Genomic DNA, 19,441 nt, shown 5'->3' with positions numbered 1-19,441 from the left:
GACTTCGACAGCACCGCTTCCCTTCTTCCCCCGCGCTGCGTTTCCGTTAGCGCGAAAGAGGCGTGATTCTAAGCACCCGCCCCGCTCTCCGCAACCCCTTTGTGAAAATATTTTGAAAAAGCCCCGTGCGCTGCCGCGCTCGGGGCTTGGGGTGTCACGCTCAATACATACTGCAGCGCGAGAAGTCCACGGCGGATCAGGAGCGCCGCCTTCTTTCCTCCTATATATAGACGGTCGACGACATCCTCTGGTCCACCGCGCTCCGTATTGGCGTCGCGCTCTCGTCATCCTGCTGCGGAACAAACGAGGGGGCGCACGCCGTCGAGTATCATGCCGCGATCGAACAACGCACTCACACCGACGATGGACAGCACCACACAATCCGGCGACGCCGATCTCCGCGATGAATACGCCGCGCTGCGCGAGCGCGCCGTCATGCTCGAAGAACAGGTCCCGCCGCTCCTGCAACGCATCTCGGATGTACTGCCGCGCATCAGCGGCGAGTCCGAACTAGCGGACGAGCATCGTGAACGGCTCGTCGGCGCGCGCAACGCAGCGATGGTCTCGATCGAAAACTATCAACAGGCGATCCCGTTCCTGCAGACCGCCGACTCGATCATCGAGCAGCTCGACAAGACGCCCGAGCGCGACGAGGACATCGAGTGGCGCGAATCGCTGCTGCAGCGGCTCGACGAACTGATCGACGTCGCGGTCGTGATGATCGACGATGCGCAAGGCTACTTCGAGCAGGCAGATGCCTGCGATCTCTCCAGCGTACCGAAGTCCATTCTCGAAGACTGAGCATCACGGCCGTGAGGCATACGGTGCGTCGACTGCCTATGTCGATGCGCACGCCACCTGCTGCGCACATGCCGAACGGCCGTCCCTGCTCGACACCGTGACGTCGGCAGTCCGATGCGCCTCCCGAAAAAGCTCACCCCGCTGCCACGGGTTCACCGGTATCAGCGAGCCGCGGCCCGTGACTGGAGCGTATCGAGAACGATAGTCTCGCCGACGACCGGTACACGGATATACCCGCCCTCCGCATCGCCATACGCGTGTGCGCTGCCGTCGATCACGTATTGCGCGGTCAATGCGCACAGCGTGGCGTCCCGCGCGTCGACCGATCGCAGCGTCGAAACATCGATTCCGAGTTGCGCGAGCAATTGCCGCCGCTGGTTGCGTTTCTGCTTCGCCGACGCAATCGCCTTGCCGAGCATCGCACAGGTAATCGCGTACGGATAAGTCTCGAAGCTCACGCGCCCGCCGGCATACCGTGCGTCGGTCAGCAGCGGATAGGCGCCGGCCAGCGCGCGGTAGACGCGCTCCCCCATGAACATCCAGTCGAAAAAGCCCGACGTGCTGGCCACGGCCTGCTCGCGCGACGGCGTCGGGAAACATGAGATCCGTTCACGCGCGAGCGCCCGCTCGGCCGCCCGGCGCCCGCTTCCGGTCCACCACAGGCTCGGCGCGTCGACGCCGACCGCCACCACGTCATGCTCGATACACAGCGAAGGCAGCGCTTCGGGCGCGATCCGCGCCTCGCGCCGGACGATCGTCGAGCCGCGCAGGATCACGAGGTCGCACTGCTTCCTGTCGCCGCCCACGTCGACGCCCGCCACCGCAGGCAGTGACCGCGCGACGGATCGGGATCGGGCCGCCCGCATGGCCGCGCGTCAGTCGGCCGGCCGCGCGTCGTACGCGGCGTCGAAGATCCCTTCCAGGCCCGGATGTACACCGCGCATCCGGTCGACGACCGACTTCGCCCAGTCGAAGTACGCCTGCTTGCGCTCGAGCGGCCAGTCCGCGGGCGGATGCCGGGCGATGTCGCGCAGGTTGCAGATCTTGTCCGCGAGCTTCACGAGCTTCGCGCGGCGGCTGATTGTCGCCGCATGCTCGACCTGCAGGCGCTTGCGCTCGTCCTTCGGCAACGACTTGTCGTCGGTGACTTCCATCACGATGTCCGCGACGTCCTTGCCGAACAGCCGCAGCAGTTCCTGCTCGGTGGTCTCCGTGTCCTCGATCGTGTCGTGCAACACCGCCGCGACGATCACACGCTCGTCCTCGATGCCGGCTTCGTTGGCCAGCACAGCGGCCAGCGCAATCGGATGATTGATGTATGGCGACGCCTCGTCGTCCTTGCGCCGCTGATTGCGATGCTTGTCCGCCGCGAACGCAATCGCAGCTACCAGCTTGTTCATGTCGATCCCTCGTGTGGCCGGACCCGTGACCGGCAGAACCGGTCGCGTGCGTTTCGGAACCGCACATACTACCTGTACGCGATGACCATTCCCACGTATCGGGACATCGGGCCGCCCGGCGTCATGCGCCGGCTGCCTCGCGCTGCAGCGCGACCACGTTGACCTGCGCGCCGAACACGTCCCGCACGAGCGGCAGCAGGTGATCGTGGTGCGTCAGGAACAGCACCTGGGTTCGCGCCGACAGATCGCGCAGCGCCTCGAGCCCCGCCTTCGCACGTGCATCGTCGAAGTTGATGAACAGGTCGTCGGCAACGAACGGCAGCGCGGTCCTGCTGGCGAGCTGCAGTTCGAGCGCCGCGATCCGCAGCGCGAGGAACAACTGGTCGCGCGTCCCTTCGCTCAGGCCGGCGACCTCGACCGACGCGCCCTTCGTGCGCCGCGCATACAGCGCGGGCGGCGTCCGTTCGGTGTCGACGGTCAGCCGCGCGAATTCGCCCAGCGTGAGTCCCGCGAAAATCTCGCCCGCCCGGCGCAGCATCGGCCCCTGCTTCTGGTCGCGATAACGATCGGTCGCCCACTTCAGCAAGCGACTCGCGGTCGCCGCTTCCAGATACTGTTCCGCTGCATCGCCCATCGCCGCGAGCGCTTCCTGCCGCTTTGCTTCGGCCACGGCCGCATTCGCCTGGCCGTCGATCGCGCCGAATGCCTGCCGGGCCACCACCTGCTGCTGCGCGAGCGCGTTCAGGCGCGTGCCGACGTCGCCCAGCGACTGCTTCACCGCTTCGAGATGCGCGGGCACGTCGGCGATGTCCTGTTCAGCGACCTCGGCCTCGACGGCCGGCTGGGACAAGCCGTCGCCGTCGCGCACCAGCGCCTCCTTCGCGGCATCGACGGCCTGTCGAAGCTGGCGCTGCCGATCCGATTGCTCGGCCAGTGGCAGCGCCGCGTCGATCGATGCGACGCCGGCCAGTTGCAGCAACGGCTGAATGCGCGCATCCGCGCCTGCCACCGCGGCGGCGGCATCGGCGACCTTGCCGTCAGCCTGCCGCACCGCGTCGTCGGCACGACCGATCGCACGCGCGGTTTCCCGTGCGGCCGCAACGCGCATCGTCAACCGGCGCGCAACGTCCAGCCAGTCGCCGCTCGCCAGCCACGCGGGCTCGAGCGCTTCGGCCAGCCGCCGTGCGCCGGCCTCGAGCGCGGCCAGCTCCGCGCGGATCGCGGTCATCCGATTGCGCGGCGCATCGGCGTCGGCCAGTTCGGCGGTCACCGTATTCGCGAGCGCGAGCGCACCTTCCGCGGCAGCCAGCGTCACCGCATGGGCGGACAGCTTCGCGTCGGCAAGCGCGTCGCGCCATTGCGCGTGCCACGCATCGTAGGCGGTCTGGGCCTGGTCGGCGCGCGAACGAGCCGTCGCGCATCCGCGTTCGGCTTCGCGCGCGCGGTCCTCCAGGCTGTCCTTTTGCGCGAGCGTCTTTTCCGCCGACTGCACGAACGTCCCGGCGATCGCGATGAGTGCCGTCAGGCCGTCGGCGTCGCCGCCGCGCGATACCATGCGCAGCGCCGAACGCAACGCGGCTTCCGCACCGGCCCGCGCATCGCGGATCGTCGCGAATTCGCGGCGCAGGCGGTCGAGCTCGAGCTGCGCGGCAAACACCGTGTCGCGCTTGGCGAGCCAGTCGCCCATCGCCGCCAGCGGCATGCCGGGCACGCCGGCCGTCGTCGCCAGTTCGGCCCACGCGTCGCGATGTGCCGCCAGCTCGCGTTCGCGCTCGTCCACGGTCGCCTGTCGGCGCGTCAACACGACGCGCGCGGATTCGACCTGCTGACGCAGCGATTGCAGTGTCGCCGCCGCTTGCGTGGCGCCGAGCTGCGCATCGACGAGTTCGTCGGCGAGGCGAATTGCATCGTCGACGGCCGGCGCGCCGGTTGCCAGATCCACCGCGCCGCTGCGAACGTCGCCCCAGGCGCCATCGCGGCGAGCGCGCGCCGCCAGCACCTCGGCGGTCGTGACGACCTTGTGGGTCTGAGCGAAATGCTTCTCCTGCAGTTCGAGCCGCTCGTATTCTTCCTGCGCGCCGTCCCGTGCATCGCGTGCGGCGGCGGCCGCGCTCGCGCGTTCGCTCGCTTCGGTCAGCAGCACACCGAGCCGAGCCGCCGACGGCACGTCGAGCGCACGCAGCGCGTCGACCGGCTTGCGCCACTGGCCGAGCGCATCGAGCGCGTCGGACAGCGTCTGCTCGGCGGCCGCGATGTCGCGTTCGAGTGCCTGTTCACGCTGCCCGCTATTGCGAAAGCCCTGCGCATCGGCGAGCGCCGCACGAAGCGCTTCAGGCACATCGACGGTCGACAGGCGCGCCAGTTGTTCCCGTGCCTGCGCGAGTTCCTGCGTGCGCTCGTCGAGCGACTCGCGCGCGCCGGCCAGCGCCTGATGCAGCGCGCCGTGGTCGCGCAGCAGGTTCGCGACCGTCTTCAGCGACAGCGCGGTCGGCAGGGCCGCGCGCAGCGACGTCTCGTCGGTCGGCCAGCCGAGCTGCGCGGCGGCCGAACCCGCGGCGGACAGATGCCGCTCGACGTCCGCGCCGAGCAACAGCAGATCCTGTGCATGATTCATGCATGCGCCGCGCAGCCGGTCGAGCGCTTCGATATCGGCTTCGAGCGCGAGCGCGTCGGCATCCGGATCGATCGCATCACGCGCCTGCCGTTTCGCGAGCAGGTCCGCGCGCCGTTCCTCGAGCACCTTCTGTTCGGCCGCGAGATCGCCTTGCGCTTTCAGCAAGTCGGCATACGCGGTCGGCGGCAGCTCGACGACGGCCCCCAGTTCGGCCAGCGCCGCTTCCTTGATCGTCAGTTCCTTCAGGTACGGCGCCAGCCGCCGCACGCGCTCGAGCTTCGAGCGCAACGCTTCGAGGCGACGCTGCTCCACGCGCGCCTGCTCGATCTCCTGCTCGACCGCGTCGCGCGCCTCCTTGCGATCGACCCAGTCGCGCGTGCGCACCTGGACTGCCTTCAGTTCGCCAACTGCTTCGTTGAACGAAGTCTCGGCCTGCGCGAATGCGCTACCGCTGCGCCGCGGCGCCCACAGCTCGGCCGCGCGCGCGTCGAGTTCCTCGCGCACGGGGCCGAGCGTGCCGACACCCGCCGCCGATTCGAACAGCACCTGGCCGAGCTTGTCGGACGCGTCGAGAATGCTCCGGCCGCCGTCGACGAGCCGCCCGTGGTCGAGCCCGAACATCTGTTCGAAGAACTCGCGCGTCGCGCCGTCGAGGATGGCGTCGAGATAGTCGTCCGGCAGCTTGTCGTCGGCGGGCGTGCGCAGCGGACTGCGCCCGCGGGCGCGATGAAAGGCGAGCGCGCCGGCGCCGCCCTCCAGCACGCCGCCGATCCGCAGTTCGGGCGTCGCATGCAGGAAGTCGAGCGGGGTCTGCAGTTTCATCCCGAACAGCAGTTCCGACACGGCCGTCCGGATCGTCGACTTGCCGGCCTCGTTCGGCCCCACGATCACGTGGAAATCCTGGCCGGCCGACGGAAAGCGCAGCGTCTCGTCGGTGAACTTGCCGTACTTGATCAGGTCGAGCTGGCTGATTCGCATCGCTTATTCCCCCCTCGCCAGCCGCGCGAGCAACGCGGGACCGACCTGCTCGACCAGCGCCGTGAGTTCGCCGGCGCGCGCCATCGTCAGCAGCGGCACCTCTTCCTTCACGTCGCTGCGCACCTTGCCGACGAACGGCTTCAGGTCGCGTTCGAGCAGCGCGAGAAAATCCGGATCGTGTGCGGCATCGGCCAGGATCTGCTTCAGATCCTCCAGCGCCTCGAGTTGCTCGCTCTCGCCTTGCGGCTGCACGGGCGCGGACGTCGCGAGCCGGACCTTCTCCAGCCACAGCCGTTCGTTGCCGATGATGCCGATCTGGTTCAGCACCTCCGCACGCAATTGCGGCGCACGGCCGAAGAAGAGACCGTGCGCGGGCGTGCGGCCCGTGACCGTCACGCGCACCGCGCGCGGCACGTGGCCATCGACGCTCAACAGCGTCTCCAGCGACTGGCCGATCTTTCTCGACAGGTCGGCGACCGTCAGGCAATCGGACGCGTCGACCGACAACGCTTCCCAGCGCAGCACGTCGAGGTACAGGCGCTCGACGTGCGTGCGGCCCTGCTCCACCGTCACGAGTACCGCACCACGGCGGCCCGTCTCGCGGATATGGCGCCCCTGCAGGTTGCCGGGAAACACGACGGTCGACGGCCCCGACCAATGCTGGAATTCGTGCACGTGGCCGAGCGCCCAGTAGTCGTAGCCTTTCGCATGCAATTCCGCCAGCGAGCACGGCGCATAGTTTGCATGCGCCGCATAGCCTTCGAGCGCGGTGTGCAGCACGCCGATGTTGTAATGGCCCGGCACGGGATCCGGATAGCCGATCGCGAGATTGTCGACGACGGCCTTGTCCTTGAAGCTCTGCCCGTGCAGCGCCACGTCGAATTCCGGCAGCTTGAAGGTTTCCGGCTTGCGGTGGCCGAACACGGTGACGTTGTCGGGCAAGGTCAGCTTCTTCGTCATCTCGCTTTCGGCATCGTGATTGCCGCCGAGCACGAATGCGCGAATGCCGGCCTTGCGCAGGCGGCCCATTTGCTGGCCGAAGAAAATGCCGGTGTTGTGGTCCTTCCAGTCGCCGTCGTACAGGTCGCCGGCGATCACGAGGAACGCGACTTCCTCTTCGATCGCACGATCCACGAGCTGCCGCAGCGCCTCGCGCGACGCGTTGCGCAACTGCGCGGCCGGCGCATCCGGATACGCGCTCAGGCCGTGCAGCGGGCTGTCAAGGTGAATGTCTGCGGCGTGGATGAACTTCACGAAGATTCCTCTGTTTCATGACGAAGGGGCGATGTCGACCGGCATTGTGCGCCGTCGAACGACGCGCGGCCGCTGGTCGCAGTCCGGACCGCCGCCGGATGCGCCGTCGCGGGTGGCGGCGCTCGTCCGCACCGATCGTGCCGCCCGTCGCCAGCGGGTCGGGATGGTACCTGAAAGCGGGCGCCGCGAATTCGTCCGGCCTCGCGCCCACCGTGCCCACGCCGCACGCGTCACTCGCCGCGCGGCATGGGCGGTGACACGCAAGCCGCGAGCCGCGGCACGCAGGCAAGCGCGAGAAGACGGAACGGGATGGTCATGGCCGTGATGCCTCGGAATGTTATCGGACCACGCCGGGCGGGCCGCGGCGGCGCTTTGGAGTCGTCTGTCGTCACGCTGCCGATCGGACATGCTTGCCTGCATCGACCGGTGCCGCGCAAGAACGACCGTCGACCGGGAGCCCCGCTATTTAAGCATGGCGGGCAGGCAATGGGCAGCGGGTGCGCGGCACGCCTGTTCCGGTTCGCGGCACACTGACGCGGCCGCGAAGCGCGGCTCGCGCCAAAAAAAAGACCCGGCCCGCATCGAAGCGGGCCGGGCCTTGGCTGAAAGCGTATCGCTTACAGCGCGCCGCCTTGTGCCGACGCCGAACCCTTCACGCCGACCGATGCGCCGCCCTGCACCGAGTTCGCCGCACCCTCAAGCGCTTCGCCGGCCTTCGCCTTCGCGCCGCCTGCGACATCACCCGCCGTCGACACCGCGCCTTGCGCGTGGCTCTTTGCCGAGGATGCAACGTGCTTCACGTGCGACTTCGTCGTGTGCACGGCCGATGTCGCGGCATCCTTCGCCGAACCTGCAGCCGAGCCGACCGCCTGCGTCGCACCGCCAACCGCATTGCCCGCTGCCGAGCCGACGCCGCCGACCGTCTTGCCCACGCCGTTCAGCGCACCGCCGACCAGGCTGCCTGCGCCCGAACCCGAGCCCGCGGCATTCGCGCCTGCACCCGCCTGCACGCCCACGCCGCCGCCGAGCAGCGGCGTCTGGACTTGTGCGCCGACGCCGGCGGAACCTTCTGCGCCCGTCTGGGCCGTTTGTGCGAAAGCGGCCGACGCGATTGCCGTCAGCGCGGCGCCAAGCAGAATCGTGCGAATCTTGTTCATGGTCATTCTCCCCAAAGACGTTGTTGCTGCGGGCCGCCTTCGTGCGGCTTGTCGCATGCCTCACCGCGACGTGCGGCAGGTGGAGCCAATGTAGCCGCACCCACGCCCGAAACCGTCGAATTGCGGGGACTGTTACTTCCGTTGCAAATGCTGACGATTGACTCACACTGTTTGACAATCATCGCGGCAGGCACGTGATTGGCATCGTCCGATCGCATGCATCGGCGCATCCGGTACGCCGCATCGGCTAGCAGGGAAACCGGCCGTTCCTGTAGGCATCCCAAAGAACGCGTGACGGCCAGCCGTCGGTGCGGCCCGACAGCCGGCTTCGCGCGATCAGCTCGATGTCGTCCGACACGCACGCCGCGATGTCGGCATTCCCCGATGCCCGGAACGCGAGCCTGAACGCCTTTTCCCTCAGGGCATCCACGGCCGGCTTGTCCAGCACGGCGCACGGATCGCCGTCGATTTCGTCGAATGCCGTCATCCAGCCGGCGTCGAACGGCTCCGCCTCGCGGCTGGCCAGCGCTCGATCGCAATCGACGTCGCCGAGAAAATCGAAAAACCCCGGGCCCGACAGGATGGCGTCAATTTCGAGCAGATGCGCGTTCGTCACGGCACCCCCTTGCCACGATGCGTGGCCGTTCTGTTCATCGATCGTTGCTGCCATGTGCCGCCTTCATGTTTCGCATTGGTGACGTGCAGCACCCTGCCCGCCGCGACCGGCAGACCGGAGCCGCAGGCGAGCGCTGATCGGCGCGGTGCCGCGCGACGGCGCGCAATCAGCCCTATTCGCTCTTGTTCGACTGGATCAGCCGCAGAATCCGGCTGTCGTACGGCGACTGCATGACTTCGGCGATGCGGATCCCGGATGCGGCAGGGTGCAGCGGATTCAACAGGAAGTTGTGCGCGTGCGGCACGACGACGCTCGGTACGCGCAACAAGGCGCTCGGCTGCGTGTGCAGCCACTCGGTGCCGGCGCTGCGGGTCCAGTCGACGTCTTCTCGCCAGTCGGCCGGCGCATCGCCCTCCGCGATCTCGGCAACATCCACCGATTCAGGCACCTCGACCCGAAGCAGCTGGTAGCCGCTCGGCAATTGCGCAACGGTGGCGATTTCGAAGTGAACGAGCGTCTCGAGCAGCGCGAGCGCCGGATGCTCGGCGAGATAGACGACGGGCTGCCCGGCAAAATGCCAGCGCCCGCCGGCCCGCAATCCGCCGATGCCTTTCAGGTCCGCGTAATTGCTGATGCGCCACAGCGTCGTCAAGCGAAGTACCCCTCGTCGATCTGCGTGAGGGCTTCCTCGACGAGCCGCGCGCCATGCTCGGTACTCGCCATGTCGAGCGACGTGCGTCCGCCGAAGCGCTGGAGCCCGTTGCGCAGCCACGCCATCGCCTTGTCCTGGTCGCCGAACGTGGCCGTCGCCTGCGCGACGATGCGCGCCAGCCGGATCGCCTTGTCGGACTCCTCCTGCGACAGCCGTTCGTGCGCCTGGCGGCGATGGCTCAGCGTGCGCCGCGGGATGATGAAGGCGAGTTCGTCCGACTTCAGGCCGCGCTCCGACAGCCGGTCGATCACCGCGACGTCGACACGCGCGCTCGCCAACTCCGCGAGATCGGCGCCCGAGCGCACGCGAATCGCGAGCAGTTGCTCGAGGATCGTGAACTCTGCCTGGCGCGGGTGCGCGACGCCCGAAGGGTGAAACGCGATCGTACTCATGACTCTTCTCCGGCAATTTGCCCAACCATTATAGGCGTTTTGCCGAAGACGGGCGGATTCGGTCGTCAGGCGGTCGACGACCGGTCGACGGCGGGCAATTGCGGGTGTCGGCGAAACGGGGCTTCCCGCTCGCCGCGCCGGCACGCGCGGCCGGAGATGCGCGTCTGAAGCGGGATCGTGAAATTCACGTATATGAAGTCGCTGACTGACGTCATGAAGTTGTCACGTAACAACTTTTCTAATGAATATTCCATCGACGAAACGGAGCCCGCCACGTCCGGCCACCGAATTCGACATGCGTCGCACCGGTTGCCTTCCCCCCGCCCCGCCTGCCACCGACACCGATCAACCGGCCCACGCCGACGCTCGGATCACGCTGCAGAAATTGCCTGCATGGAAATGCGGATCCTTGTCGGCCAGCACATCGGCCTTCACGTTGCCGAACGTCGTGTCCGGCTTGTGCCGGATACCGTCGTAGAACGCCTGGATGATGTCTTCCTTGAAGCGCGGCGTCCTCGGATGCGCGTGGACGACGGCTTCTCGCTCGACGTCGCTGTACTCCGGATACGTGAGGCCCAGCACGTCCATCTCGACACCCGCGGTGACGAGCGCGACGACCGGATGCATGTGCTGCGGAATGCCGGGGGTGGTGTGCAGTGCGATCGCGGTCCACACGACGTCGATGTCCTGCTGCGAAATGCCCCTGCTCTTCAGGAAATCGCGCGCGGCATTGGCGCCGTCCACTTCGAATCGCTCACACGCGCTGCTGTGTCGATGCGTGAGCCCCATGTCATGGAACATGCAGCCGCAATAGAGCAGTTCGGGATCGTAGCTCAGCCCGCGGCGCTGGCCCGCGAGCGCACCGAAGTAGTACACGCGGCTGGAGTGATGAAACAGCAGCTCGGACTCGGTATCCCGTACGAGTTCGGTGATCTCGCGCGCGAGTTGGCTATCGGGAAGGGTGATGCCGGCGACGTTCACAGTCATGATCGACCTCCTTGGAAGACAGCATTCATTCTGCGGAGACCGTCGTTTGGCATCAATCGGCGTATTACGCCAAATCCTGCCATTTTGCTAGATCGACGGCCACCACTGCCGGAACCATCGAATCGCACCCGCGTAATGCGCCGATGCCCCGCCCGTCGCATCGCACCGCGCGTCTATACTGCTACGCGTCACATTCGACACATCACGCAACCGAACATGCCGAAGGTCGTGGGTATTTTCGCGGTACCGGGCGTACAACTGCTCGACGTCTCCGCGCCGCTCGACGTATTCGCACAGGCAAACGCCGAAAGCGGCAAACCGTTCTATACGCTGCGGATCATCGCGAGCGAGTCCGGCCCGATCCGCACGTCATCGGGCGCGCAATTGCTGGCCGACTGGATCGCTCCCGACATTCCCGATCGCATCGATACGCTGCTCGTTGCCGGTGCACCGGGTGCCGGCCGGATCGCGCTGCGCACCGACGTGCTCGCGTGGCTTCGATCGGCCGCCGTGCAAAGCAAACGGTATGGCTCGATCTGCACCGGCGCATTCATCCTCGCGGCGACCGGCCTGCTGAAAGGACGACGCCTGACGACGCACTGGGCCGCGGCCGATGCGCTCGCCGCCGCCTATCCGTCGCTCACCGTCGAAGCGGACGCGCTGTACGTACGCGACGGCAAGCTGCGCACCGGTGCCGGTGTCACGGCCGGCCTCGATCTCGCGCTTGCGCTGGTCGAGGAGGATCTCGGCCGGGAAATCGCGCGGCGCGTCGCCGCGCAACTCGTCATGTTCTTCAAGCGCCCGGGCGGGCAGCTCCAGTTCAGCCGCAGCGGCGCGGCGCGCCCGGCGGGGCGTTCGGTGCTGCAGGAAGTCCAGCGCTGGATCGCCAGTCATCCGGAACTCGAGCACTCGGTGGCGGAACTCGCGAAGCATGCGGGCATGAGCCCGCGCCACTTCGCACGGCTCTTTCGCGCGGAGGTCGGCATGACGCCGGCCGCGTGGGTCGAAGCGACCCGCGTCGCGGCGGCTCGCCAGTTGCTCGAAAACGGACATGACACGCCGAAGCAGGTCGCCGCGAAATGCGGCTTCGCGAATGTCGATACGCTCAGACGGTCGTTCGCGCGGCATGTCGGGATCACGCCTGCCGAATACCGGAAACGGCAGGCAATCGTCGACGCCTGATGTGGTACGCGCGACGAGACGGCACGGGCATTCCCGTCGATGCGCGAAGGAAGGCTGGTTTCGATTTCAACGCGATGGGGCGTGCGGCTTTCCGTGTCCACCATCAATACTTCGTTATCCGATTCAATTGACCTTTCTATCGGCCAAGCTCGGGGCCAAGGTCGGCGTTCGGACGCCATACGCTCCTGTCCTGTAGCGCGCCGGCCCGTCGTTCTTGCGTCGACATGCCATGCTCGACTCACCGCCGCCGCGACGATCATGCCGCACCGCAACCCGTGACCGCCATCAGGCACGCCAACAATCGTCCGACAAAACCCGATTTTCCCGCGAATCGTTTACCCAGTTGCAATAATTATTCGCTGGAACGCCTATTTCCGACCGGTATCGCGATCGCTACGATGCAAATCAACCGCTCAACGCAACCAAGCGAAGCGCGAAATCTACGAAAACCGGAGGTCATCATGAAGTCGTTCATCTACGCAGTCGCCGCTGCCAGCGCCCTGTCCGCATCGTTTGGCGCATTCGCTCAGTCGAACCCGTCAGACCAACTGACGCGTGCCCAGGTCCGCGCAGAACTCGTCCAGCTCGAACAGGCCGGGTACAAGCCGGAAGTCTCCGATGTCCACTACCCGAACGCGCTGCAGACCGCGCAGGCGCGCGTGACGAACGGCGACGCAACGGGTTACGGCGCACAGGCCGCCGCCGGCGTGCATGCCGGCCGCGCGATCGCGGTCAAGCAGAGCGCACGCGACTCGGTCTATTTCGGTCAGTAAGACTGCCGCACGCGACGCATACCGCGATACGCCCGTTGCCGACGCAACACCCCGCTCCCGTCCATCGGGGCGGGGTGTTGTGTTTTCGGCGCACGCGACATGCGCGCCGCACGACGCCCGATCGATGCGCGCGCGCGAATCGGCCGCCGCATCGCGCCGTTCACGCAGACCGCCGGCGTTTGCGCATAGAATGGCCGCGTGGTCGGCGCCGGCCGAAGCGAACGCGAGCGAGACCTCGACTCACCGGGCATACCGCACTCGCTGGCCGACCCGATGCCGCACTCATCGCATTTTTCGAAAAGGAGCGGTTTCATGTCTCAAACATCCGGTTCCATGATCACGTTTCGCCGTCCGGACGGCCAGGAACTGCAGGGCTACCTCGCCACGCCGGAAAAGACCGAAGGCGCACCCGCGGTCGTCGTCATCCAGGAGTGGTGGGGCCTGAATGACCAGATCCGCGGCGTCGCCGATCGCCTCGCGCGCTGCGGCTACTTCGCGCTCGTGCCCGACCTGTATCGCGGCAAGTCGACGGTCGAGGAGGAAGAAGCGCACCACCTGATGACGGGCCTCGATTTCGGCGACGCCGCATCGCAGGACATTCCCGGCGCGGTGCAATACCTGAAGACGCACGCGTCGCGCGTGGCGGTCACCGGCTTCTGCATGGGTGGCGCGCTCACGCTGCTGTCGCTGCAGTTCGCCGAGGCGGACGCCGGCGTCACGTGGTACGGCTTCCCTCCGCTCGACTACCTCGACCCGTCGAAGATCAAGGTGCCGCTGATGGGTCACTGGAGTACGCAGGACGCGTTCTTCGCGATCGACCAGGTCGATGCGCTGGAGAAGAAGCTGACCGATGCAAAGGTCGACGTCGAATTCCACCGCTATCTCGCGCATCACGCGTTCGCGAACGAAACGGCCGTCGGCCCCGGCCGCATCGGCGGCACGCAGTTCGATCCGGTGTGGTCGCAGATCGCGTGGGATCGCACGCTCACGTTCTTCGGGCGCACGCTCTGGGACAAGCAGCAGTAATACCGCAGCAGGCATCCGCCACTGCCGTGCAGCGATGCACGTCAAGCAAAACGCCACGGACTTGCATCCGTGGCGTTGTCGTATGCGGCAAGGATTGCGTTACGCGAGCGGCGATGGCGCCTGCCGCGATCATCAGACCGGCCTCGATTAGCTGGCGACGGAATCCGGATGGTCGGTCTGCCATGGAAGCCTGTGTTCGACGGAGCGGAAACGGAGGAGCGGGTTGCGCGTGGCCGGTGCACGACTTGCAAACGGTCGCGTAAACGCGCGGGCACGCGTCGCATCGATGCCAGGCGGTCGACACTTCACACCGAACCGACGATCTCCGATATCGAAAGCAGGTTTTCCATAACGGCGCGCATCGAGCGATGCAGCCGGTCGGTGAAGTCGTGCCGCGTCTTTTCACCATCAATTCAGGTATGCAAAGTATCTTGCGCAGCCGAACCTGGATTCAAGGACGATGCGTGTGCCGCATCATGCGATCCGGCACACGTCGTCCGCCTTCGCTCAGGACTCGCAGGAACCGCGCAGCGCAGCCTCGTCGGCGGATAGCATTTCAGGCACGCATTCGCGCAGGAAATCGACGAAGGTACGGATCTTCGCGTCGAGGTACTGGCGCGACGCGTACAACGCGTAGACCGTCAGTTTCTGCAGTCGGTACTCGGGCAACACGCGAACCAGCGCGCCGCTCGCCAGTGCGGGCACCGCGGTCGACATCGGCAACGAACCGATGCCGAGGCCGGCGCGCAACGCGGCGCCGAGCGCGTCGGCGATGTTGACCTGGAAATCCGCCAGCGGCAGTTCGAACGTCTCGCGACCGTCGGGGCCGTCGAGATGCCAGCGGTCGCGCGGAAAGATCGGCGTGACGATCTGCAGGCACGCATGCGCTTCGAGATCGCGCACGGTGCGCGGCGTCCCGCGTTCCTTCAGGTACGCCGGCGACGCGCACAGCACGCTGTGTACATCGCCAAGCCGCTGCGACACCAGCCCCGAGTCGGGCAACTCCGTCGCGCTCAGTTGCAGCGACACGTCGTAGCCTTCGTCGATGATGTCGGGCACGTGCTGCGACAGCGTGAGCTCGACGGCCACCGACGGATAGCGCTGCCGGTATCGCACCACTGCGGGCACCAGGTAGGCCTGGCCGAAACTGGTCGTCGCGTGCACATGCAGGCGCCCCGACGGCTTCGCCTGCGCATCGGCCGCCTCGGCTTCCGCTTCGTCGATATAGCCGAGGATGCGCTGGCATCGGTCGAGATAGCGCTGTCCGGCATCGGTCAACGCGATGCGGCGCGTGCTCCGGTTGAGCAGACGGGTGTGCAGGTGCGTTTCGAGTTGCGCGACCGAACGCGATGCGTAGGCGGTGGTGATGTCCAGGCGCTGGGCCGCGCTCGTGAAGCTGCCCTCCTCCGCCACCCGGACGAAAATGCGCATCATCTGTAACGTGTCCATCGACATGTCCCCGGGATTGAAATCGCTTCGCAGCGGCGCCCGCCCCGGCACGGGCCGGTCTGGCGCGAATCGTGCGGAACAGTACCGCAGCGATGCAGGCGTGTCCAGTTTGCCGTGCACCGCGGCGGCAGGCAGTCGTTCACGCGACAACCCATGCCCCAGGACGACCGGCGCCGGAGCGATGCAGGCCGCATGGCGGCGGCCTGCCGGGCACGCATTGCGCGTGCCGCGTCGCGCTCAGGCCGGGTCGAAAGGATTGCTCAGCACGATCGTGTCGTCGCGCTCGGCGCCCGTCGTGATCATCGATACGTGCGCGCCCGCGACCGCCTCGACGCGTGCGATGAAATCCTGAGCGGCACGCGGCAGCGCCGCACGCTCGCGCACGCCCTTCACGGTCCCGTCCCACCCGGCGAACGTTTCATAGACGGGCGTTGCGCGTGCCTGCGCATCGAGGCTCGCGGGCAGATGGTCGACGCGTGCGCCGTCGAGTTCGTAGCCGACACACAGCTCGATCGACGCAAAGCCGTCGAGCACGTCGAGCTTGGTGAGCGCGAGCGAATCGATACCCGAGATCCGCACGGCCTGCCGCAACTGCGCGGCATCGAGCCATCCGCAGCGGCGCGGCCGGCCCGTGTTGACGCCGAATTCCTGTCCGCGTGCGCGCAGCGTTTCGCCGGTGGCGTCGTTCAGTTCAGTGAGGAAAGGGCCGCCGCCGACGCGCGTCGCGTACGCCTTGGTCACGCCCAGCACGTGGCCGAGTTTCGACGCGCCGAGGCCGGTGCCGGCCGCCGCTGCCGATGCAACGGTGCCCGAGGACGTCACGAACGGATACGTGCCCCAGTCGATGTCGAGCATCACGGCCTGCGAGCCCTCGAACAGGATGCGCTCGCCGCGCTCGTTCGCGTCGTTGAGGTCGGCCCACACGGGACGCACGAACGGCAGGATCTTCGGTGCGATGTCGACCAGCATTGCAACCATCGCGTCGCGCGAGCACGGCTCGAGCCCCAGGCCGCGGAACCATGCATTGTGGTGATCGACCAGCACGTCGAGCTTGCCGGCAAGCCGGTCCGGCTCCGCCACCAGATCGGCAACCCGCAGCCCGCGGCGCCCCACCTTGTCCTCGTAGGCCGGCCCGATCCCGCGCAGCGTGGTGCCGATGGGCTCGCGACGCAGACGTTCCTGCGCCTGGTCGATCGCACGGTGAATCGGCAGGACCAGCGTGGCGTTCTCCGCGATCGACAGATTGTCCGGCGTCACCGACAGCCCGAGCTCGGCCATCCGCCCGATCTCGGCCAGCAGCGCCTCCGGATCGAGCGCCACGCCGTTGCCGATCACGCCGCGCTTGCCGCGCACGATGCCGCTCGGCAACAGCGCGAGCTTGTACGTCTTGTCGCCGACGACCAGCGTATGGCCCGCGTTGTGGCCGCCGTTGTAGCGTGCGACGAGATCGGCCTGCGCCGCCAGCCAGTCCACGACGCGCCCCTTGCCTTCGTCACCCCATTGGGCGCCCACCACCACCACGTTCGGCATGCTCCATACTCCATGTGAGAAATTCAGACACATATTCCGGCCGCGTAGGCCGTTTGTGTGCCATATTGGCGAAGCATGATCGCCCGATCAAACGATTAAATCTGAGCATTCGCGTAAGTAAAACTCACGCGAAACGATGAATGGCCCGACGACTTCCTCCGTTGAATTCGCTGCGCGCGTTCGAAGCCGCGGCCCGGCACGGCAGTTTCACGCTCGCCGCCGACGAGCTGTGCGTGACGCATGGCGCGATCAGCCGGCATGTCCAGCAACTGGAGGCGTGGCTTGGCCGGCCGCTGTTCGAGCGGCACAACCGGCGGGTCGACCTGACCGATGCCGGTCGCGCGTACCTCGCCGAGGTCGGTGCATCGTTCGACCGGATTGCGCTGGCCACCGCGCAGCATTTCGGCCAGGGGCAGCAGCGCGTGCTGCGCGTCAGCGCGCCCGCGACGTTTTCGCTGCGCTGGCTCGTGCCGAAGCTGTCGTCGTTCCAGGTCGCCCATCCGGCCGTCGAAGTGCGGCTGTCGACATCGAACGAGCCGATCGAGAAGTTGCGCGACAAGGTCGACCTGATCGTCCGCGGCGGCCCGCAGGCAATCGACGGCTATGTCGCCGAGGAATTCCTGTCCGAAGTCAGGCTACCCGTATGCGCGCCGAAGCTGCTCGAGGGCAGGCCGTTGCGTACGCCGGCCGATCTCGCGGGCTTCACGCTGCTGCATGCGGCGACCTATCCCGGCATGTGGCCCGAGTGGCTCGCGGCAGCGGGGCACGCGAATCTGGTGCCGCGGCATTCGCTCACGCTCGAGCATTTCTATCTGACGCTGCAAGGCGCGCTCGACGGTCTCGGCGTCGCGATGGGGCCGATCGCGCTCGTCGCGGACGACATCGCCGAAGGCCGGCTGGTGCAGCCGTTCAGCGAACCGGCACTGCCGCCGTGGCGCTACTTCACTTATGTGGCGGCTGCGCGCGCGGAGGACGAAGCCGTGCGGGCATTCAAGGACTGGCTGAAAGTGACGGGGAATGCGGCGGCAGCGAACGCGCGGCGCTGACCAGGTCCTGATGGCGACGATCGCTCGGTCGGTGCGGGTTTCGGGCGCCGCTGCGACGCCGCGTATTGCTCGTGCATGAACGTCTTTCGCCTCGGCGTTCATCCAACGGTTTTTTGCATTCCGTAGGATTACTACTAGTCTGAACAGGACGGACAGAGCAGGAAGAGTCACCGCATCGAGGTGGTTTCCACCTCATCGAAAAACAAAGGACATCGAATCATTTGATGCGAATGTGATACCCGCATGCGTGCCCGGACACGTATCGCGTTTCCGCAGCACAAACGACAAACCCCGGCTCGAGCCGGGGCTTTTCACGCGAGGGACGCTTATTGGCTGGCGCCCGCGGCTTCGCCCGCCTTCTTCTCAGCGTTCTGCAGATTCTGCGGGTAGTTCGGATCGTTGGCCGCCGGCTTGTAACCCGCGTCTTCGAGCTTCTTCAGTTCGGCGTTGTTCTTCGCGCGCGCTGCCTTGTGTTCGGCTTTGCGTTTTGCCCGTGCTGCCTTGCGTGCTTCACGCTTCGCAGCTTTCGCATCCGAAGCGGCGGATGCGGCCGGTGCGCTGGCGTCGGTCTGCGCGAACACCGGAGCAGCCGAGCCGAAGAGGAACGCCGCTGCCGTAGCAGCCAGCGTCAGTTTTTTGATCTGGATTCGCATCGCTGAACTCTCTTTTCTGATTGGTCACGGAGTGAAAGTACATCGAGATACCGCCCCTGCCCCTGGCCGGTCTTCATCTCGCGATCAGGGCCTTTGCATCATAACCGCGTTGCAAAAAATGTGGCGCTATCGTGCGCACATTCTTGGGGATACACGTATGGGAAACGTCGCATCGTCACGTCTCCCGCGTGTCCGCCGGACCCTCGTTTCGCAGGGACACGGCAATACATCACGCGACGCGTGCGACCGCCGCAAACATGTGACGAAGCGGATTGTTCCGTCGATACGATGCAGGTTGCCGATGAGGATGAGATCCGCTTCGGCGCACCGCGCCCGCGTACGACGCCGACTGTTTCATCCGTGGAATTTGCTGCTCCCGCAACGCGATCGTTGCCTCATGAGCGGAACATGCGACGAAATCGCGGACCTGTGCCCCATGTTGCGATTTGCGGCCGCGCGAACGACGGCTCCTCCCATAAATGACCACGAATCGTTCCATGCCGAGTCCGCCCCGTTCCTCCACTACACGTCGGCCCGATACGATGCGAACGATCGGGTAACCGGTGGCCGCTTGCATGGTTACCTGTTCGGCGCGATTCGTCGCCACTTTTGGGAGATGACATCTGCAGCACAAGGTGAGCGCTTCGATCGGCATTCGTTCACGATCGCGCATCTGCATCGTACGATGCAGTCGCATGAGCGCCTGCGCTGCGCGCGTCATCGTATCTGCGTCACGAAGCGTTTTGCGCCTGTGCGACAAGCACGCCGGCGCGTCTGGCGCTGCGCGCATACGCCACAGCTTTTCCATCGGGTGCCCGCATCTCGTGCGGACGCGTCGCACGGATGGTCCATCAACCTGCGAGGAGCTAGT

18 protein-coding genes are annotated in these 19,441 nt (G+C 66.6%); 5 read left to right on the top strand and 13 right to left on the bottom strand.

Features of this window, described 5'->3' with window-relative positions; all coding sequences use genetic code 11:
• Positions 1–330 precede the first annotated feature (330 nt).
• Positions 331–801 carry an ATPase gene (locus DID98_RS30050; protein WP_124489723.1) on the top strand — a complete coding sequence of 157 codons (471 nt, stop codon included), beginning with the start codon at positions 331–333 and terminating at the stop codon, positions 799–801.
• 161 nt (positions 802–962) lie between these two features.
• Here DID98_RS30050 and DID98_RS30045 read toward each other — a convergent pair whose 3' ends face one another.
• The 9 genes from DID98_RS30045 to DID98_RS30005 form a co-directional block, all read right to left on the bottom strand.
• The gene (locus DID98_RS30045) at positions 963–1,667 is read right to left on the bottom strand and encodes a DUF429 domain-containing protein (protein ID WP_124489710.1); all 705 of its coding nucleotides are present in this window, start codon (positions 1,665–1,667) and stop codon (positions 963–965) included.
• 9 nt (positions 1,668–1,676) lie between these two features.
• A complete protein-coding gene (locus DID98_RS30040) occupies positions 1,677–2,201 on the bottom strand; it encodes an HD domain-containing protein (protein ID WP_044848835.1) in 525 nt (174 codons plus the stop codon).
• A gap of 121 nt (positions 2,202–2,322) precedes the next feature.
• Positions 2,323–5,793, bottom strand: coding sequence for a YhaN family protein (locus DID98_RS30035; RefSeq protein ID WP_124489711.1), 3,471 nt, complete (start codon positions 5,791–5,793; stop codon positions 2,323–2,325).
• Positions 5,794–5,796: 3 nt separating this feature from the next.
• Positions 5,797–7,047, bottom strand: a complete 1,251-nt coding sequence (locus DID98_RS30030) for a DNA repair exonuclease (RefSeq protein WP_124489712.1) — start codon at positions 7,045–7,047, stop codon at positions 5,797–5,799.
• Positions 7,048–7,664: 617 nt separating this feature from the next.
• On the bottom strand, positions 7,665–8,204 hold the full coding sequence (locus DID98_RS30025; RefSeq protein ID WP_124571911.1) for a hypothetical protein: 540 nt from the start codon (positions 8,202–8,204) through the stop codon (positions 7,665–7,667).
• Between the two features lie 247 nt (positions 8,205–8,451).
• Positions 8,452–8,874: a hypothetical protein gene (locus DID98_RS30020; protein WP_124571910.1), complete on the bottom strand. Its 423-nt coding sequence runs from the start codon at positions 8,872–8,874 to the stop codon at positions 8,452–8,454.
• 118 nt (positions 8,875–8,992) lie between these two features.
• Positions 8,993–9,472, bottom strand: a complete 480-nt coding sequence (locus tag DID98_RS30015) for an RES family NAD+ phosphorylase (protein WP_044848830.1) — start codon at positions 9,470–9,472, stop codon at positions 8,993–8,995.
• Positions 9,469–9,924 (bottom strand): antitoxin Xre/MbcA/ParS toxin-binding domain-containing protein, encoded by a 456-nt coding sequence (locus DID98_RS30010; protein ID WP_044848829.1) that lies wholly within the window; start codon positions 9,922–9,924, stop codon positions 9,469–9,471. Before DID98_RS30010 ends, DID98_RS30015 begins: the two co-directional genes overlap by 4 nt.
• Positions 9,925–10,269: 345 nt before the next feature.
• Positions 10,270–10,911, bottom strand: a complete 642-nt coding sequence (locus DID98_RS30005) for an HD domain-containing protein (RefSeq protein ID WP_124523072.1) — start codon at positions 10,909–10,911, stop codon at positions 10,270–10,272.
• Positions 10,912–11,127: 216 nt separating this feature from the next.
• Between DID98_RS30005 and DID98_RS30000 the strand changes: the two genes are divergently transcribed.
• From DID98_RS30000 to DID98_RS29990, 3 genes are all read left to right on the top strand, one after another.
• Positions 11,128–12,093: a GlxA family transcriptional regulator gene (locus tag DID98_RS30000; protein WP_185640901.1), complete on the top strand. Its 966-nt coding sequence runs from the start codon at positions 11,128–11,130 to the stop codon at positions 12,091–12,093.
• Positions 12,094–12,554: 461 nt separating this feature from the next.
• Positions 12,555–12,866, top strand: coding sequence for a DUF4148 domain-containing protein (locus DID98_RS29995; RefSeq protein WP_124571909.1), 312 nt, complete (start codon positions 12,555–12,557; stop codon positions 12,864–12,866).
• 312 nt (positions 12,867–13,178) lie between these two features.
• On the top strand, positions 13,179–13,892 hold the full coding sequence (locus DID98_RS29990; RefSeq protein ID WP_124530008.1) for a dienelactone hydrolase family protein: 714 nt from the start codon (positions 13,179–13,181) through the stop codon (positions 13,890–13,892).
• Between the two features lie 507 nt (positions 13,893–14,399).
• On the opposite strand, the gene DID98_RS29985 is transcribed toward DID98_RS29990, so the two are convergent.
• On the bottom strand, positions 14,400–15,341 hold the full coding sequence (locus DID98_RS29985; protein WP_124571908.1) for a LysR family transcriptional regulator: 942 nt from the start codon (positions 15,339–15,341) through the stop codon (positions 14,400–14,402).
• Positions 15,342–15,578: 237 nt separating this feature from the next.
• Entirely contained in the window at positions 15,579–16,871 is a 1,293-nt protein-coding gene (locus DID98_RS29980) for an adenylosuccinate synthase (protein ID WP_124571907.1), read from the bottom strand.
• A gap of 140 nt (positions 16,872–17,011) precedes the next feature.
• Between DID98_RS29980 and gcvA the strand changes: the two genes are divergently transcribed.
• Positions 17,012–17,917, top strand: coding sequence for a transcriptional regulator GcvA (gcvA, locus tag DID98_RS29975; protein WP_044848823.1), 906 nt, complete (start codon positions 17,012–17,014; stop codon positions 17,915–17,917).
• 326 nt (positions 17,918–18,243) lie between these two features.
• Here gcvA and DID98_RS29970 read toward each other — a convergent pair whose 3' ends face one another.
• Positions 18,244–18,570 (bottom strand): hypothetical protein, encoded by a 327-nt coding sequence (locus DID98_RS29970; RefSeq protein ID WP_044848822.1) that lies wholly within the window; start codon positions 18,568–18,570, stop codon positions 18,244–18,246.
• A 229-nt stretch (positions 18,571–18,799) separates the two neighbouring features.
• Positions 18,800–19,378 carry a hypothetical protein gene (locus DID98_RS29965; RefSeq protein WP_124571906.1) on the bottom strand — a complete coding sequence of 193 codons (579 nt, stop codon included), beginning with the start codon at positions 19,376–19,378 and terminating at the stop codon, positions 18,800–18,802.
• Positions 19,379–19,441 lie beyond the last annotated feature (63 nt).

The sequence above is a fragment of the Burkholderia sp. Bp8984 genome, from assembly GCF_003853755.1.
Lineage (GTDB): Bacteria > Pseudomonadota > Gammaproteobacteria > Burkholderiales > Burkholderiaceae > Burkholderia.
This window is presented reverse-complemented; position numbering and strand designations above follow the sequence as displayed.

Bases quoted from the DNA above. Each gene is read 5' to 3' on its own strand.
- DID98_RS30050 (WP_124489723.1), top strand. From the start codon at position 331: ATGCCGCGATCGAACAACGCACTCACACCGACGATGGACAGCACCACA.
- DID98_RS30045 (WP_124489710.1), bottom strand. From the start codon at position 1,667: ATGCGGGCGGCCCGATCCCGATCCGTCGCGCGGTCACTGCCTGCGGTG.
- DID98_RS30040 (WP_044848835.1), bottom strand. From the start codon at position 2,201: ATGAACAAGCTGGTAGCTGCGATTGCGTTCGCGGCGGACAAGCATCGC.
- DID98_RS30035 (WP_124489711.1), bottom strand. From the start codon at position 5,793: ATGCGAATCAGCCAGCTCGACCTGATCAAGTACGGCAAGTTCACCGAC.
- DID98_RS30025 (WP_124571911.1), bottom strand. From the start codon at position 8,204: ATGAACAAGATTCGCACGATTCTGCTTGGCGCCGCGCTGACGGCAATC.
- DID98_RS30020 (WP_124571910.1), bottom strand. From the start codon at position 8,874: ATGGCAGCAACGATCGATGAACAGAACGGCCACGCATCGTGGCAAGGG.
- DID98_RS30010 (WP_044848829.1), bottom strand. From the start codon at position 9,924: ATGAGTACGATCGCGTTTCACCCTTCGGGCGTCGCGCACCCGCGCCAG.
- DID98_RS30005 (WP_124523072.1), bottom strand. From the start codon at position 10,911: ATGACTGTGAACGTCGCCGGCATCACCCTTCCCGATAGCCAACTCGCG.
- DID98_RS30000 (WP_185640901.1), top strand. From the start codon at position 11,128: ATGCCGAAGGTCGTGGGTATTTTCGCGGTACCGGGCGTACAACTGCTC.
- DID98_RS29995 (WP_124571909.1), top strand. From the start codon at position 12,555: ATGAAGTCGTTCATCTACGCAGTCGCCGCTGCCAGCGCCCTGTCCGCA.
- DID98_RS29990 (WP_124530008.1), top strand. From the start codon at position 13,179: ATGTCTCAAACATCCGGTTCCATGATCACGTTTCGCCGTCCGGACGGC.
- DID98_RS29985 (WP_124571908.1), bottom strand. From the start codon at position 15,341: ATGGACACGTTACAGATGATGCGCATTTTCGTCCGGGTGGCGGAGGAG.
- DID98_RS29980 (WP_124571907.1), bottom strand. From the start codon at position 16,871: ATGCCGAACGTGGTGGTGGTGGGCGCCCAATGGGGTGACGAAGGCAAG.
- gcvA (WP_044848823.1), top strand. From the start codon at position 17,012: ATGGCCCGACGACTTCCTCCGTTGAATTCGCTGCGCGCGTTCGAAGCC.
- DID98_RS29970 (WP_044848822.1), bottom strand. From the start codon at position 18,570: ATGCGAATCCAGATCAAAAAACTGACGCTGGCTGCTACGGCAGCGGCG.
- DID98_RS29965 (WP_124571906.1), bottom strand. From the start codon at position 19,378: ATGGAAAAGCTGTGGCGTATGCGCGCAGCGCCAGACGCGCCGGCGTGC.